11 protein-coding genes and 1 riboswitch are annotated in these 16342 nt (G+C 68.5%); of the genes, 3 read left to right on the plus strand and 8 right to left on the minus strand.

Annotated elements, in window-relative coordinates:
- Nucleotides 1-46: 46 nt before the first annotated feature.
- Nucleotides 47-148: riboswitch (cyclic di-GMP riboswitch) on the minus strand.
- Between the two features lie 163 nt (nt 149-311).
- Together ABE85_RS13435 and ABE85_RS13440 are read right to left on the minus strand one after the other, a co-directional pair.
- Entirely contained in the window at nt 312-779 is a 468-nt protein-coding gene (locus tag ABE85_RS13435; RefSeq protein ID WP_067275217.1) for a hypothetical protein, read from the minus strand.
- Nucleotides 780-826: 47 nt separating this feature from the next.
- A complete protein-coding gene (locus tag ABE85_RS13440; protein WP_067282662.1) occupies nt 827-1195 on the minus strand; it encodes a hypothetical protein in 369 nt (122 codons plus the stop codon).
- A gap of 720 nt (nt 1196-1915) precedes the next feature.
- On the opposite strand from ABE85_RS13440, the gene ABE85_RS13445 reads away from it, so the two are divergent.
- Together ABE85_RS13445 and ABE85_RS13450 are read left to right on the plus strand one after the other, a co-directional pair.
- Entirely contained in the window at nt 1916-2518 is a 603-nt protein-coding gene (locus ABE85_RS13445) for a 2-hydroxychromene-2-carboxylate isomerase (RefSeq protein ID WP_067275222.1), read from the plus strand.
- A 115-nt stretch (nt 2519-2633) separates the two neighbouring features.
- Complete coding sequence (locus ABE85_RS13450; RefSeq protein WP_067275224.1) at nt 2634-2891, plus strand: hypothetical protein; 258 nt, start codon at nt 2634-2636, stop codon at nt 2889-2891.
- A gap of 120 nt (nt 2892-3011) precedes the next feature.
- Here ABE85_RS13450 and ABE85_RS13455 read toward each other — a convergent pair whose 3' ends face one another.
- From ABE85_RS13455 to ABE85_RS13480, 6 genes are all read right to left on the minus strand, one after another.
- Nucleotides 3012-3917 (minus strand): hypothetical protein, encoded by a 906-nt coding sequence (locus ABE85_RS13455; RefSeq protein ID WP_067275227.1) that lies wholly within the window; start codon nt 3915-3917, stop codon nt 3012-3014.
- 242 nt (nt 3918-4159) lie between these two features.
- A complete protein-coding gene (locus tag ABE85_RS13460) occupies nt 4160-5671 on the minus strand; it encodes a S41 family peptidase (RefSeq protein ID WP_067275234.1) in 1512 nt (503 codons plus the stop codon).
- A complete protein-coding gene (locus ABE85_RS13465) occupies nt 5668-8085 on the minus strand; it encodes a serine/threonine protein kinase (RefSeq protein WP_231993088.1) in 2418 nt (805 codons plus the stop codon). The genes ABE85_RS13460 and ABE85_RS13465 overlap by 4 nt, the downstream gene beginning before the upstream one ends.
- Nucleotides 8082-10013: an HDOD domain-containing protein gene (locus tag ABE85_RS13470; protein WP_157522362.1), complete on the minus strand. Its 1932-nt coding sequence runs from the start codon at nt 10011-10013 to the stop codon at nt 8082-8084. The genes ABE85_RS13465 and ABE85_RS13470 overlap by 4 nt, the downstream gene beginning before the upstream one ends.
- A gap of 105 nt (nt 10014-10118) precedes the next feature.
- Nucleotides 10119-14210 (minus strand): ATP-dependent RNA helicase HrpA, encoded by a 4092-nt coding sequence (gene hrpA, locus ABE85_RS13475; protein ID WP_082938591.1) that lies wholly within the window; start codon nt 14208-14210, stop codon nt 10119-10121.
- A gap of 201 nt (nt 14211-14411) precedes the next feature.
- Entirely contained in the window at nt 14412-14825 is a 414-nt protein-coding gene (locus tag ABE85_RS13480) for a VOC family protein (RefSeq protein WP_067275245.1), read from the minus strand.
- A gap of 110 nt (nt 14826-14935) precedes the next feature.
- Between ABE85_RS13480 and argA the strand changes: the two genes are divergently transcribed.
- Nucleotides 14936-16276, plus strand: a complete 1341-nt coding sequence (gene argA / locus ABE85_RS13485; RefSeq protein ID WP_067275247.1) for an amino-acid N-acetyltransferase — start codon at nt 14936-14938, stop codon at nt 16274-16276.
- Nucleotides 16277-16342: the final 66 nt, after the last annotated feature.

Here is a 16342-nt window from a genome sequence, read left to right on the forward strand (position 1 = left end):
GACGGGCCAGGCGAGCGGCGATGCGTCACGAACCGGTCGAGTCCGGTCCGGCAACCCCGCTATCTCGAGTCGTGACATCCGTCGGATGCCGTCGCTGAGACCGGAGGCTTTGCGTCGCCGGCTCGCGCCGGTTTTGCCCTGATCAGCCCCTGGGTCGTGACATCCCTCACGGAATGCACGCCCTCATGGGGAACTGAGGTAAACGACTGTATCGGAAGGCAACAGCACCGACACATCGCCACCCGGGGGTGGTTGACGGGCGGTAGGCGGATGCGGTAGCCGGAAGGGATGAGGGCCAAGATGGCCGCTCTTCACTCCCGATCGAGATCGATCCAGTCCTCGGTGCGCCGCTTGCTGCCCAGGCCCAGGGTGTCGAACGCGTCGCGGGCCGGTGCCTGAACGGTCACCCCGAGCAACGCGAGCGCCTCATTGATCGGGCCGATGCGTTCGGACGAACGCGGTCCATAGGCCAGCCGACCGCCATCAAAGAGCACCGTTCCTTGCGTACCGGCGCCGCCGAAATAGTCAGTCTCGAAGTACATCACGCGACCTCCGCGAGACAGCTCGGCGAGGACGGCCAGCAGTTGGTCGCACAGATAAACAAAGCCGTCGGTCGACCCGGATAGCGGCAGCGGCAGAAAGGCGTCGAGGTCGTCGTCTCGCGTTGGCAGGAGGGCCAGTCCTTGCGACAGCGTCACCGGAGGTGCCAGGCCTTGCCGTTTGGAGAAGTCGCTCAGCAGGTCGGTGCGGGCGATGAGTCCGGTGACGATGTGGGTCATGGGAGTCAGAGAAGTGGCGTGAGGCCCTTGGGTCCATGCGCATCAGTTCAGATGCTCGTCAGAGCCTTCATCACGCGCGACCAGTCATCACGTGTGCTTGCAGTCCAACGTCGAATCGACAACCGTTGCCAGAGCGTGGGTGTCGCGTTCCGAATGCGATGCTGCCGGATGGCCTCGTCCAGCGATTGCCCGTCGAAGCCGGTCCACACGCCACCCGGTAAGGCGTGGAGATTTCGCCAGCAGGCCGGCGCGACTTCGGTTTCGTAGATCCGCTGCAGTTCCTCAACAGGAAGTCCCGTCGCTGCCAGTTCACGCGCGATCGATTTCAGATCGAGCTCATCCAATTCCGTATCCAGGTACAACTGCGAGATCGCCTGCCGCGCGGAGCGATGGGCCTCGTCGTCGATGAAACGCATTTCGCTCATTCGCCCAGCCAGTTCACGACATCACGTTGGTCAAGCACCTGGTCGGCGGCAGCTCGCTGCAATCGCGCCCACGATGCCGCCGACGATGAACAACGCCGTCACGCACACAGGTGCGCCTGGTCCGCAGAAGAACCCTGCAGAGGCCGTTCCAGCGGCGCCGCCGAGAACGCCGCCCGCCAAAGTCGCACCTTCCTTGACGCTCTGCCGCGGCTTGTTCTTGGCTTCCCAGATGTTGTAGATCGAGATGGCCCCCGTCCGCCGCGTTCATTTTTCCTGCGAGGACATCAGCGCGAATCGTGCGCGCGGCCTCGGCGATGCGCTGGACATATGTGGCTCGCGCCTTTGCGTCTTGGATGTATCGCAGCGCGAAGTTCTGGGCCGTCGCTTGAAGAGCGTCCAGCGCTTCATCAAGTCCGCGAAGGTCTTGCGTCTGCCGACCCATCGATGCGGGCGACGGTGAGTGGGACAGGCAGTTGGTGCCCCTGTCCACGATCTGAGGATTGCTGATCTGGCACAGCGGGCCTGGCGTTCTCGCGCTCATCGCCTCTCCCGGAAATCTCGCTTGATGATAGCCATCGTCCTTCTGCAGCGACGCCCGATCCCGAGCTCAGGTGACCATGGTCATTCCCTCCACGTCATCCATCCGGCGCAGGCATCACGAGCCGGTCCAGGACACCCTCCTACAATCCGCGCGCCTTGTCAGGAGCCCGCATGTCCGCACCGATCGATTTCTATTTCGACTTCGCCTCGCCCTACGGCTACATCGCCGCGCAGAGCGTCGACGCGCTCGCCGCCAAGTACGGCCGCACCGTCAACTGGCACGCCATCGTGCTGGACGCCAACTTCCAGTCGCTCGAACGCATCCGCGTGCCCAACAGCGTCATGCGCAGCGACTACGTGCGCCGCGACGTCACCCGGCTCGCCGCCTTCATGAAGGTGCCCTACAACACGCCGACCTCGCTGGGCCTGCACACCGAGATGGCCGCTCGCCTGTTCCACTGGTTCAACGACCGCGATCCCGAGCAGGGCCGCAAGCTCGCCCAGGCCGTCTACAAGGCCTACTTCGTCGACGACCGCAACATCGCCCAGGCCGAGGTGCTCCAGGACCTCTGCGCGACGCAGCATGTCTCGCCCGATCAGCTCCAGGCCATCGCCAACGACACGGCCGCGCGCGCCCGCCTGAAGGCGGAGATCGACCTCGCGGAAGCGCGCGGCGTGTTCGGCTCGCCGTTCTTCATCGTCGAGGGCGAACGCTTCTGGGGCAACGACCGCCTGCCGCAACTCGAACACTGGCTGGCGAACGGCCCGTATTGATCGGACTCACCGGCCGTTACTCCTTGTCGGCCGGGTAATGTCCGGCGCGAGCGGTCATCGGCGACCGCCAGGACCGCGTTGTCCACGCATGTTGTCCCTTTCCTGGAGGTCCCACATGCGAACGTTTCGTCCCCTGCTGCTCGCGCTCGTCGCGGCCCCGCTGGTTGCGACATTGACCGGCTGCGTCGTGGTCCCCGCCCATCGCTATCACGGCTATGACCGCGGCTACGGCGATGGCGGCGGTGGCGGCTACGGCGCCGGTTATTCGGAAGGCGGCCCGGTCGTCACCGGCACCATCTGGATCGACGGCTACTGGGACGGCCGCGGCGGCGGCCGCCGCTGGATCCCGGGCCACTACGGCCCGCGTCGCTGAGCGGCGTCCTCGCCCTCACTCGCGCTTCACCTTCGATCCGCAAAGGACAAAGCCGGCACTCGGCCGGCTTTGTCGGTGACTGCGTGACGCCTGACCGTCACGCCGCCTGGGCGTTGTCGATCACTGTCCGCAGGTGAACGAAGCGAAGCCGCGGTACTTCGAACCGTTGATGACCGCCATGAAGCCCACCACCACACGGTGCTTCCCGCCGGCGGCCTGGGCCGTCGTGAGCATCAGGCCGTCGCCGTCGTTCAGGTAGTTGCCGGTGTACAGCGAGGCCGTGGGGCTCGGGAGCGTGTGACCCGTCGTCGACACCGTCTTCACCTGACCCGCCACCGTGACCGTGATCGACGCGTCCACCGCCGCGCCGTTCGCGCCGAAGGTCAAGGCCGCCGACCCCATGGCCTGGCCCATGTCGGCGCCCAGGCCCGAGGTGCGCGTCGGCGTCGTGAACTTGCCGGCGTCGCAGACTTCCACGCCGCTGGCAGGGAACGCGTCCAGGGCGTTGTAGACGACGTAATGGAACATCGACGGCACCTGGTCGACGGTGCTGTCCATGCCGCCGAACATCGCATCGCCCTTGGCCCAGCGGCCCATGGCGAAGGTCTCGTCGCCGGTCACGTCTTCGACGGCGCGAGCCGTTCCGGTCAGCGTGTTGGCGTTGATCGCCACGATGCCGCCCACCGGCAGTTGCTCGATGCTGCGGACCTGCCCCGAGCCCTGCTGCGACGCGCCGACGACGGCGAAACGCGGCGTCGTGGCCTGGACGAACGCGCCCGTCACGAGCGGCGTGACCGTACCGCCGGTCGTCGAGCCGCCCGTGGCGCCGCCACCGGTCGTGGTGCCGCCCGCGGCGCCGCCGGTGCTGCCACCCGTGGTGGTGCCCGTGTTGCCACCGGTCGTGGTGTTGCCCGTCCCCACGTTGGCGTTGACCGCGGTGTCGCCGTCACTGCCCCCGCCACCGCACGCCGCCAGCGCCGCGATCAGCGGCAGGAACACGAACACCTTCTTGACTTCGAACTTCATGACATTCCCTGGATTGAAACTTTTGTTGCCAATTGATTCCATTGGCGGGGCCGGAGTCTGTTGGGACTCCCGGCGGTCCGCACGGGACTTTTTGGCGCTTCAAAAGGGAATCGACGCCGGCGCGCGCTATGCGCCCGGCCTCCCTGAGGGTGTGGGGTGACGGTCACCCCCCAAGGGGTGTAAGGCTTGACCAGGAATTCGAGCCTGCGATATCCGCGCGGAGGCCTGGACGGATCACGGCGTCACTGGGTGTCGATCCTCTGAGCGTGCGGCAGCACCGTGTCTCTCACCCAGGCCTGGACCGCCGCCGTGTCGCCGACATCGCCTGCGTAGGGAAAGCGCGGGACCAGCGGCTCGTTGTCGCCGCGCGGCCGACCGCGCCAGACCTTGAGTGGCAGGGCCAGTCGCGCACCGCTCGGCAAGGGCCGGACGACGATGTCCATGTAACACGTATCGCCCGACGTGGGATGTCCCGCATGCACCACCCGCGGGACGCGCAGCACAAGATCTGCGAAATCCAGGCAGGCACTCGCGCAGTGGCTGTCCGTCACCAGGATCAGCTGTCCACCGAATGCCCGGCCCGGCGGCATCACGTCCTGCGCCAGCGAGCCGTCCGGCTGCAACAAGGTCGCATCGCCCCGCGCGAGTGCCGTCTCCATGCCGCGAGACAACTCGTCAACCAAGCGCAGGGTGGGTCCGTCGGATCCCTCCAACTGTCTGGCCATCGCAAGCCGCTCGGCGAGGGCTTCACGTGCGACTTCCGATACCCGCCATGCCGCCTGTGGCATGGCGTCATCCGCCGGCATCCGATCCTTCAACAGCGCGCGTAGCACCCGGAAGCCGATGATCGCGTTTCCACCGTTGTTCCCACGGGTGTCCAGCACGACGGTGCGAACCTCTTCCGCAGCGCCGATGGTCGCGACCTCGGCGAGAAACGCCGAGAGCCGTGCGCCGTCTTCGACCATGAAATCGGACGCATGGACCCAGCGGATCGACGGCGACATCGCGATGACGGCTTGAGGCGGCGCCTCCGCACGCCATCGGGTCAGCCCTCCAAACGAGTCCTGCCAAAACAGCGACACCTGCCGCAGGGTCCCCTTGGCCGTGCGGAAGGTGCAGTGCCGCACAGGCGCATCGCGCCACGGCTGTTCAGCGTCCCACTCGTTCGTGAGGTGAAGGGCGACGTGGCTCCTCGCTGCATCGAGCTCGCGGCGGTCCACGTACGGTGCCACCTGCGTGTCCAGCCATTCGCGCGCAGGCACGCCGTCGCAGGACAACAGTTCATCCCCGACCCGGGGCAGCGCGGCGGGCCATGCCTTCGCAGTCCGCGTCACCACAGGGTTCCCGAAGCGGGACTGGACGTTCCAGCCCGCCCAGCGGGCGCCTCCGGTGGCGGGCCGCTCGCGCCAGACGGCCAGATGACCGTCCCGATAGCCTGCGGCATAGAAGCGCAACGCCGTCCAGGCGCGCGCTTCCGTATCCGCCTGCCGCGCCAGATCCATCGCCTGGCGGAATCCCAGGGTCCGCCAGGCGTGGAAAGCCGGGTCGGCTTCGAGCATGCCGGGGTGGGCCTGCTCAATCAACTGGTGTGCCGCGCGAATGTCGGCCTCGGCCTGCGTGCGCCATACAGCCTCCGGCACCGATCGGTCCTGGGGACGCATCGGGGCGCTTGCCCCGGCCGAGGTCACGGCGGTCGGAAACACGCTGAACAGGACGCCAGCGGCCCACGCCTTCGCGATGGCGATAGCGTTCAACTCGCCTGCTTGAACGCCATCACGGCCTGGTTGCGCAGCGTGCGCAGCAGCGAGAGCTGCTTCTCGTCGAGCACGACGCTGCCCGGCTCCGCCTTGTCCGCGTAGATCATCGCGAACGGCGCGCCGCGCAGCGCCATCGGCAGGATCAGGAAGCTGTGCGCCTTGGCCCCGCTGAGGAACCACGGCGGCAGCCGCTCGGCGATCTTGGGCTGCGAGGCGTCGGCGATCAGCGTGTCCACGCCCTTCGTGCAGATCGCCGTGAAGAGGTCCGCCGGCAGGCCCGGCATCACCCGCAGCGGCACGCGGAACAGCGGCACCACCGCCTCCACCCCGTCGCCCAGGCCGAAGCGGCCGGTGAGCGTCTCGGTCTTCGCGTCGCGCAGGCAGAAGATCACCCGGCGGAAGCCCAGCCCGCGGTACATCGTCTCCAGGATCATCCGCAGGATCTCGTTGAGCTTGAAGCTCTCGACCATCGCGTTGGTGATGTCCTGGATGCCGGCGGCCAGCGTCGCCGCCGCCTGCTCGGACGGGATCACGCCGGCCGGCGCCTGCCCTTCCACCACCGTCGCCTGCAGCTGGTGCGGCGAGAGGGTGTCCTCCGCCGACGGCGTCAGCGGCGCCAGCAGGCGCTGCGCCGGCGAGTTCTTCGCCAGCTTGATGTCCATCGCCTGCGCGAGCTGCGTCAGCCGCTGCCGCGCCTGGTCCGCCGCGGCCTCGAAGGCCTTGGCCTCGACGCCCAGCGCGCGCGCGTAGCGCTGCGCCATCGCGCGTACCTTGGCATGCGCCTCGGCGGGGTCGCTGTTCAGGATGACGTCCGCGACGTCGTTGCTCGCGCGGCCCAACCAGCGCATGCGGTCGGTCGAATGCTCCACCAGCCGCGTCGGCGCATCGCCGTCGGGCCGCTGCATGCTGCGCTGCAGGCTGTCCGGGAAGCCCCACTGCCGCGCCACGCCCAGGCCGAGGCTCTCGTAGCTCAGCCCCAGCACCTGCGCGGAGGCCGCGGCCTCGCTCAGCGGCGGCGCGGCCTGCTCGCCCATGCCGCGCTCGGGCCGCACGACGCGGCGCACCTGCTGCGCCTCCTCGGGCAGGTAGAACTCGGCCAGCAGCCGGCCCAGTCCCTGGAACATCGTGGCGAGGAAGGACTCCTCGTTCTCGCGCGGCACCAGGCACAGCTCGCGCGCCAGCGAGCCCGCCATCAGCGAGCGGAGGAACTCCTCCTTCAGGCGCTGCGCGTGGCTCTTGTTCTCCATGCGCTCCAGCAGCACCAGCGACAGCGCCAGGTTGCGGATGCCGCCGAAGCCCACCAGCGCCACCGCCCGCGACACCGTGCTGATGTGCCCGCCGCCGGCATGGCTGAACTGCACCGTGTTGACCAGCCGCAGCAGCTTGTTGGTGAGCGCGACGTCCTTGAGGATCTCGTTGGAGAGCGAGGTCAGGCTCTCGTTCTCGGACTGCGTCATCCGCTGGATGCGCGTCACCGAATCGGCCATCGCCGGGAAGTCGCTGCGGTGCCGCATGCGGCGCAGCAGGAACTCCAGCGTCGCGTTGCCGCCCTCGCCGCCTTCCGTGGCTTCGCTGGCGGCCGGATGCAGCCACGCGGCGAGCGCGTCGTGGAAAGCCTTGGCATCGGCCCAGCGCTGCGAGGACTCTCGCGAGAGGCCGCGCAGCAGCACGGCGCGCAGCGCGTCGTCGCTGTCGGGGCCGAGGTCGGCCGGCGGATCCAGCGTCTGCTCCATCGCGCGGCGCACCGCGCGCCACGGATCGGGGTCGTAGTTGAGCCGCTGGCCGGACAGCATCTCGCTCAGCATCACCGAGGCGGCGAAGACGTCCATCACCGGCGATGCCGGATCGCCCCTGGCCGCTTCCGGCGAGATGTAGCCCGGCGTGCCGACGATGCGGTTCGGGCGGGCCGCCGCGCCGACCACGCTGGCCGCGCCGGACTGGATGCGTCCCGCGATGCCGAAGTCCATCACCTTGGGCCGGCCCGTCGAGTCGATCAGGATGTTGGACGGCTTCAGGTCGCGATGCACGACACCCGCCTGGTGCGCCGCGTGCAGGCCGTCGAGGATGCCCAGCATCATCGCGACGGCCTCGCGCGCCGGCAGCCGGCCGCGCTGGCGCAGCCGCTCGGTCAACGTGCCGCCGGGCACGTACTCGAAGACCATGTAGGCCTGGCCGGCCTCGATGTCGGCCTCGAAGACCGGCACGATGTTGGGATGCGTCAGCCGGCTGACCGCGCGCGCCTCATGCAGCCAGGCGTCCACGCTCGCGCGGTCCACCGCCTGCGTCAGCACCTTCAGCGCGACCTCGCGGTCCAGCCGCGGATCGTGGGCCAGCCACACCACCGCCTGGGCACCCTGCCCAAGACTGCGCAGCGGCTTGAATCGCCCGACGGCGGGCGGCATGGCGGTCATGGTCGGTCCTTGCCGGGCTGGGATGGGCCGGACGGGCGCGTGCCGGTCGGCGATCCTGGCTGGGCGGTGCTGTTCGTGTTGTTCGTGGGCGTGGGCGTGTTGGTGGCGGTGGCCGGAGCCGGCGCGCCGGACTCGGCGCGCTCGCGCAGCCGGGAGCGCGGCGCCGCGGTCGCGGCCGCGCCGACGGCCGGGTCGCTCATCGCGCCCAGGCCGCTTTCGCCGGCATCGGCGATCGCGCCGCTGTTGCCGAGCGCGTCGTAGATCTCGCGCAGACCGAGGCCGAGCGCGCGCGCATAACGCCGCGTCGCCAGCTCGATCGCCGCCTGGCGCTTGCGCTCCGGCTGGGCCAGCGCGTCCACCAGTTCATTGGCCAGGCTGCAGGTCAGCCGCAGCAGTTCGGTGTCGCCGTCGGCATGGCGCACCGGCGCCTCCTGCGGCTGGCGGCGCATCATGTGCTGCAGCTCGTCGCCCAGGCCCCAGTACTTCGCCACGGCCAGGCCCAGGCTCTCGAGGTCGCAACCCAGCACCGCGTAGGCGGCGGACTGCTCGTTCATGCCGCGCGGATTGGGGTTGTCCTCGGTCGCCTCCGGCGCGACCTGCAGCTGGCGGATCTGCTGCGCGTCGTCCGGGAAGTGGTACTGCACCAGCAGCCGCCCCAGGTTCTGCATCAGCGAGATCAGGTAGATCACCTCGCCGTCGTACCCGGCCGGCCGCAGCGCCTGCGCCACCTGGCCGGCGCGCTGCACGCGGCGCATCACGCTCTGCATGAACTGCGCCTGGCCTTCGTTCATCGGGCCGGGCCAGGGCTTGAGCGCCCGCGCCGCGTCCTCCAGCCCGTTCAGGCCCAGCATCGCGATCGCGCGCTGCAGGTTGAGCACCGTGCCGCCGCTGGTCGGTCCCTGCTGGCGCAGCGCGTTGTTGACGCGCCGGATCAGCTCCAGCGCCAGCGCCATGTCCTTCAGCGCCATCGAGGCCAGCTGGCTGCCGTGCTGCCCCGCCATCGCCGACGACGACACCGTCGTCACCAGCCGGGTCGAGGTGCTCGGCAGGTGGCCGAAGCGCTGCATCTTGTCCTTCAGCAGCGCGATCGGGCCGCCGTCGTCCTGCTCGGCCGACAGCCGCCAGCCGTCGAGCGCGCGCCAGAAGCTGCGCGCCAGGTGATACCGCTGGCGCGTCTGCCGGTCGCTGGCGCGGTTGACGATGGCGCGCAGCGGCTCGGGGATCGCATACGGGGTTTCCCAGCCCAGGCGCACGAGGTCGTGCCCCTGCGGCTGCATGCGCTGCAGCACCACCTGCAGGTCGGACTCCTCCAGCACCGGCTTGCCGCTGAGCAGGCGATGCAGCACCAGGCCGATGCAGACGACGTCCTCCTCGGCGGCCTCGCGCGCGGCGCGGCGGGTGGTGGTGTTGAAGTCGACGTTGGGCGGCACGACCTCCTGCGCGACTTCCAGCCCCAGCACGCGGACGTGGTTGGCGCCGTCGACGACGATGTGGGCGAGCTGGATGTCGCGGTGCGCGTGGCCGGCCTCGTGCGCGAAGGCCAGGCCCTCGAGCGCCTGCGCGGCCCAGCCGGCGGCGTCCAGCGGCAGCGGCGGCGCGCCGCGGGCGAGGCGCTCCTCCAGGGTCTCGCCGAGCGCCCGGTCGTAGGCGACGTAGGGCCAGGGATCGACGCGGCCGGTCTCGATGACGTGCGCCAGGTTCGGATGATGGATGCGCGACGCGCCGTCCACCGTCTTCAGCCAGTGCAGCATCGCCGCCTCGCTGTTGGGCTTCTCGCGCGGCATCATCAGGAACATCTCCTGGCCGCTCTGCGGGTCGAAGACCACCCACAGCATCGAACGCAGGCTCTTGTGCAGCAGCGCGCGCAGCTCGAAGCGGCCGAAACGCTTCATCGGGGCGGCGGTGGATGTTGTGGTGTTGTCAGACACGAGCGATGTGCGACTCCCGCCGGTGCGGGGTCACGGACCTTTTGTAATGTCGATTGGACCGGAACCCCGAAGTCCTCGCCTGAAGAACTGAGGGGGATTCTCCGCTCAGTTCTGTAACTGCGCCCACACCTTTTCCAGGCGCTTGACGCTGACCGGCTGCGGGGTCCGCAGTTCCTGCGCGAAGAGACTCACCCGCAATTCCTCGAGTTGCCAGCGGAAATCATCGATGCGCGCGTCGGCCGTGCCCTTGAGTTCGGCGACGCGGCGCGACCAGCGCTGGTCCAGGGGGCGGAGTTCCGACATGAGCTTGGCGTCGCGCGGTGCGTCGGCGCGCAGCTTGTCCAGGCGCAGCGTGATCGCCTTGAGGTAGCGCGGGAAATGCTGCAGCTGGCTCCACGGCGTCTGCAGGACGAAGCGCTTGGGCATCAGGCGTTGAAGCTGCGCCTGGAGGTCGTCGATGACGTCCTTGGGGGCCGTGCGCGCGTCCTTGAGCTTGCGCAGCGCGGCCTGGTATTCGATCAGGACGTTGAAGGTCAGGCGGGCCACTTCCTGCGCGATGAGGTTGAGGCGCGCGCGGCCTTCCTCGAGGCGGGCCTTGAAGCTGAATTCGTCGACCGGCAAGGGGTCGGACAGGAAGGCGCGCTCCAGAGCGACCGCGATGATCTGGTCGCGCAGCTCCTCGGCCGTGCCCAGGCTCATGTAGTACACCGACATCTGCGTCAGGTCGGGGATGTTCTTCTCGAGGTACTTGAGCGGCTCCTTGAGCTGCAGCGCGATCAGGCGGCGCAGGCCGGCGCGGTGTTTCGCGGCGGCTAGCTCGGGCTCGTCGAAGACTTCGATCTCGACGTGCTGGCCCTTGTCGATCAGCGCGGGGAAACCGATCAGGGTCTGCGGGCCGCGCTTGATCTCCATGAGCTCGGGGAGCTCGCCGAAGGTCCAGGCGGTGTAGGTCTTCGTGGCTTCGCCCGCGGGTCTGGACGGCGGCGTCACCGTCGCCTTGATGCTGCGGGAGGGCTTGCCGTCGCTTGACGTCGGCCGTCCTTCGTCGACCGCAGCCCTCACCCCTGCCCTCTCCCGCGAGCGGGAGAGGGAGTCGTCCGAGTGCTGCCCTGCGGGAGCGTCACCCGAGCCTTGCGGCTTCCGGGCGTCGTCCGAACCTTGCAGCTTCAACGCGGCCAGCGCCTGGAAGGCGGAGCGCGCCTGCGTGCCAAGTTCTGCCTTCAGCGTCGCGAGGTTGCGGCCCTGGCCCAGTTGGCGGCCATGTTCGTCCACGACGCGGATGTTCATGAAGAGGTGCGGGGGCAGCTGTTCAAGCTTGAAGTCGTTGCGCTGCACGGCGACCTGCGAGCGCTCCTTCACCGCCTTGAGCAGCACGTCGACCAGGCCGCCTTGCGCGAACGGGTTCAGCTCGACGAACTCCGCGACGAACTCGGGCAGCGGCGTCAACCGGTTGCGCGGCTTCTGGTGCAGGCTCTTGAGCAGCGCCGTCACCTTGGCCTCCAGCATGCCGGGCACCAGCCAGTCGACGCGCTCGTCGTTGACCTGGTTGAGCGCGTAGATCGGCACCGTCACCGTCAGGCCGTCGCGCGCGTCGCCGGGCTGGTGAAGGTAGGTCGCCGTGCAGTCGACGCCGCCCAGGCGGATCGTCTTCGGGAAGGCGTTGCTGGTGACGCCGGCGGCCTCGTGGCGCATCAGCTCGTCGCGGCTGAGCTGCAGCAGTTTCGGGTCGGCCTTGCTGGCCTCGCGGAACCACTTCTCCAGCGTCACGCCGGAGTACACGTCGGCCGGCAGCTGCTGGTCGTAGAAGGCGTAGATCAGCTCGTCGTCGACCAGCACGTCCTGGCGGCGCGACTTGTGTTCGAGCTCCTCGACCTTGGCGATCTGCTTCTGGTTGTGGGCCAGGAACGGGAGCCGCGTCTCCCAGTCGCCGTTGACCAGCGCCTCGCGGATGAAGATGTCGCGCGCGGCGACCGCGTCGACGCGACCGAAGTTCACGCGCTTGTTGTTGTAGAGCACGATGCCGTAGAGCGTCGCACGCTCCAGCGCGATGACCTCGGCGGCCTTCTTCTCCCAGTGCGGTTCCAGCAGCTGGGTCTTGATCAGGTGGCCGGCGATGCCGGGCAGCCATTGCGGCTCGATCGCCGCGATGCCGCGGCCGAACAGGCGCGTCGTGTCGACCAGTTCCGCCGCGACGATCCAGCGTCCCGGCTTCTTGCTCAGGTGCGCGCCCGGATGGCGCCAGAACTTGATGCCGCGAGCGCCGAGGTACCAGTCGTCGTCATCGGCCTTCACGCCGATGTTGCCCAGCAGGCCCGCCAGCATCGACAGGTGGACCTGCTCGTAGGTCGCGGGCGCGCCGTTCAGGCGCCAGCCGTGCTCGGCGATCACCGTGTGCAGCTGCGAGTAGATGTCGCGCCACTCGCGCACGCGGCGCGGATTGACGAAGTTGTCGCGCAGCAGCTGTTCCTGCTTTCGGTTGGAGAGCTTGTGTTCGCGCGGCGCCGCCGGGCCGCCCCTAGGCGCCGCAGCCCCCTCGGGGGGCGACGGCTGCGCAGCGGCCGTCTGGGGGTCAACAGGTCCCCCGCCTTTCGATTCGCCGAGCCACTTCCAGAGCTTCAGGTAGCCCATGAACTCCGACTTCTCGTCGTCGAACTTCTTGTGCTTCTCGTCGGCCTGCTGTTGCTGCTCCATCGGACGGTCGCGCACGTCCTGACCCGATAGCGCGCTGGCGATGATCAGCACCTCGCTGAGCGCGTCGCGCTGGCGGGCCTCCAGGATCATCCGGCCGACGCGCGGATCGAGCGGCAGCTTCGACAGCTCGTGGCCCATCGGCGTGAGCTCGTTGCGCTCGTCGACGGCGCCCAGCTCGTTGAGCAGCTGGTAGCCGTCGGCCACCGCCTTGCGCGGCGGCGGCTCGATGAAGGGGAAGTCCTCGACCTGCCCCAGGTGCAGCGACTTCATCCGCAGGATCACGCCCGCGAGCGAGCTGCGCAGGATCTCGGGGTCGGTGAAGCGCGGACGGGAGAGGTAGTCCTTCTCGTCGTAGAGCCGGATGCAGGTGCCGTTGCTGACGCGGCCGCAGCGGCCGGCGCGCTGGTTGGCGGCGGCCTGGCTGATGTTCTCGATCTGAAGCTGCTCGACCTTGTTGCGGTAGCTGTAGCGCTTGACGCGCGCCAGGCCCGGGTCGATCACGTAGCGGATGCCGGGCACCGTCAGCGAGGTCTCGGCGACGTTGGTCGCCAGCACGATGCGCGGCTGGCCGTGCGGCTGGAAGACGCGGTTCTGCTCCTGCTCGGACAGTCTCGCGAACAGCGGCAGCACCTCGACGCCGGGCGGGTGATGCTTGCGCAGCGCCTCGGCGGCTTCGCGGATCTCGCGTTCGCCGGGCAGGAAGACCAGCACGTCGCCGCGACCGTGGCGCCAGAGCTCGTCGACGGCGTCGCAGATGGCGTTGTTGACGTCGTACTCGCGCGATTCCTCGAAGGGGCGGTAGAGCTGTTCGACCGGGAAGAGACGGCCCGACACCATCAGCACCGGCGCGGGACCCTTCGCTGAAGCGAAGTGCTGCGCGAAGCGGTCGGCATCGATGGTCGCCGAGGTCACGACGACCTTCAGGTCCGGACGGCGCGGCAGGATCTCGCGCAGGTAGCCGAGCAGGAAGTCGATGTTGAGGCTGCGTTCGTGGGCCTCGTCGATGATCAGCGTATCGTAGGCGCTGAGCAGCGGATCGGTCTGGGTCTCGGCCAGCAGGATGCCGTCGGTCATCAGCTTGACCGAGGCGCCCGGCTGCAGCCGGTCCTGGAAGCGGACCTTGTAGCCGACGACGTCGCCCAGGGGCGATTTGAGTTCCTCGGCGATGCGCTTGGCGACGCTGGACGCGGCGATCCGGCGCGGCTGCGTGTGGCCGATCAGGCCGCCGCCGTTGCCGCGACCCCGGCCCATGGCCAGTGCGATCTTGGGCAGCTGCGTGGTCTTGCCGGAGCCGGTCTCGCCGCAGACGATCACCACCTGGTGCTCGGCCATGGCCCGCATGATCTCCTCGCGTCGGCCGGAGACCGGCAGCGATTCGGGGAACTCGATAGGCGGGATCGGGGTGGCGGGCGCCGCGGGGCGGCGAGGTCCGGCCTGGCGCGGTGGGCGCGGAGGGCGGGGAGGACGCGAAGGCGGCGCGGCGGGGGCGTTGGAATCTTGACTCACGGGGCGCGGATTATCTCGCGCTTCGCCAGAGGGGGCTGATCGTCAGGCTGCAGGCTGGCTGCCACGCACAGGCCGCTGGCCCTCACCCCTACCCTCTCCCGCAAGCGGGAGAGGGGGTAAGAAGGGCGCCGGTCGACTCCCTCTCCCGCTTGCGGGAGAGGGCGGGGGTGAGGGCCCGCGGCCGTGGAAGTACTGAAGCCCTTACTTCTTCTCGTCCGGCATCTCGGCGTAGGTGATCACGTTGATCACCGCGCCCTGCGGGTCCTGGATCGTCGCCATGCGGCCGACGGTGGGCACTTCCATGATCTCCATCAGGACCTTGCCGCCCATGGCCTTGGCCTGGGCCACCGTCTCGTCCACGTTGTCCACCGTGACGTAGATCCCCCAGGCGGGCGGCATGCCCTGCTGCGGGCAGGCCATCATGCCGCCGATGGCGTCGTCCGCGCCGCGGGTCTTGATCACGTGATAGGGCGGCGCGTCCGCCGGACCGCCCGGCATCGGCATGACCTCGACCTTCCAGCCGAACAGCTTGCCGTAGAACTCGGTGGCCTTCTTCGGGTCCGTCGTCATCAGCTCCGACCAGCTGAAGGCACCATGCGTCTTGAAGACTTCCATGTCTCGCTCCGGGGGGTGTTGCGAAGGCGCCATGCTCCATCGCCGCACAGCGTCCCGCAAGTGACCTTGCCGCCGCGTTGCGGGGACAGGCTGTTGCACAATCCGCGCCCATGAGCTTGGTCTTCCCCCATACCTTCGTGCCGTGGTTTCGCGCGGTGGCCCCTTATATCCATGCGTACCGCGGAGAAACCTTCGTCGTCGGCATGACCGGGGAAATGATCGCCGCCGGCAAGCTCAACAGCTTCGTCCAGGATCTGGCCATCATGCATGCGATGGGCATCAAGATCGTGCTGGTCCACGGTTTCCGCCCACAGGTCAACGAGCAGCTCGCGCTCAAGGGCCACCAGCCGCAATACAGCCACGGCATGCGCATCACCGACGGCATCGCGCTGGACAGCGCCCAGGAAGCCGCCGGTCAATTGCGCTTCGAAATCGAGGCCGCGTTTTCCCAGGGCCTGCCCAACACGCCGATGGCCAATTCCACGGTGCGCGTGGTGTCGGGCAATTTCCTGACCGCGCGGCCGGTCGGCATCGTCGACGGCGTCGATTTCAAGCACTCCGGCATCGTGCGCCGCGTCGACGCCGCCGCGATCCAGCGCGCCATCGATATCGGCGCCATCGTGCTGATGTCGCCCTTCGGTTTCTCGCCCACCGGCGACGCCTTCAATCTGATGATGGAAGACGTCGCGACGGAAACCGCCATCGCGCTGCAGGCCGACAAGCTGCTGTTCATGACCGAGGTCGAGGGCGTGCGCGAAAACCCCGAGGACCCGGAAAGCGCGATCGACACGGAACTGGCGCTGGCCGATGCGAAACGGCTGATCGCCAAACTCCCGCCGCCGACGCAACCGACCGATGTCGGTTTTTATCTGAAGTACTGCGTGACGGCCTGCGAATCGGGGGTCGAGCGCTCGCACATCCTGCCTTTCGCCGTCGACGGCGCGATCCTGCAGGAGGTCTATACCCACGACGGCATCGGCACGATGGTCGTGGACGAAAAACTCGAAAGCCTGCGCGAAGCCACCCACGACGATATCGGCAGCCTGATCGCGCTGATCGAACCGTTCGAGCGCGACGGCACGCTGGTCAAACGCGAGCGCAGCGAAATCGAACGCGACATCGAGTCCTATACCGTCATCGAGCATGACGGCGTGATATTCGGCTGCGCCGCGCTTCACCCGTATCAGGAAGCGCGCACCGCCGAAATGGCCGCACTCACCGTGTCCAGCGCCGTGCAGGGCCAGGGCGACGGCGAACGCATCCTCAAGCGCATCGAACAGCGCGCCAAGGCCATGGGCCTGACCAGCGTCTTCGTGCTGACCACGCGCACCATGCACTGGTTCATCAAGCGCGGTTTCCAGCCGGTCGACCCCAACTGGCTGCCCGAGGAACGCAAGCGCAAATACAACTGGGACCGGCGTTCGCAGGTCCTCGTCAAGAAACTCACCTGATCCCCGATCCCCTCATTCCACTGAGCCGGGATCGATCCCGTGGCGGCGGCCAGGCATGGGCCGGCC

The organism is Mitsuaria sp. 7 (assembly GCF_001653795.1).
GTDB lineage: Bacteria > Pseudomonadota > Gammaproteobacteria > Burkholderiales > Burkholderiaceae_C > Roseateles.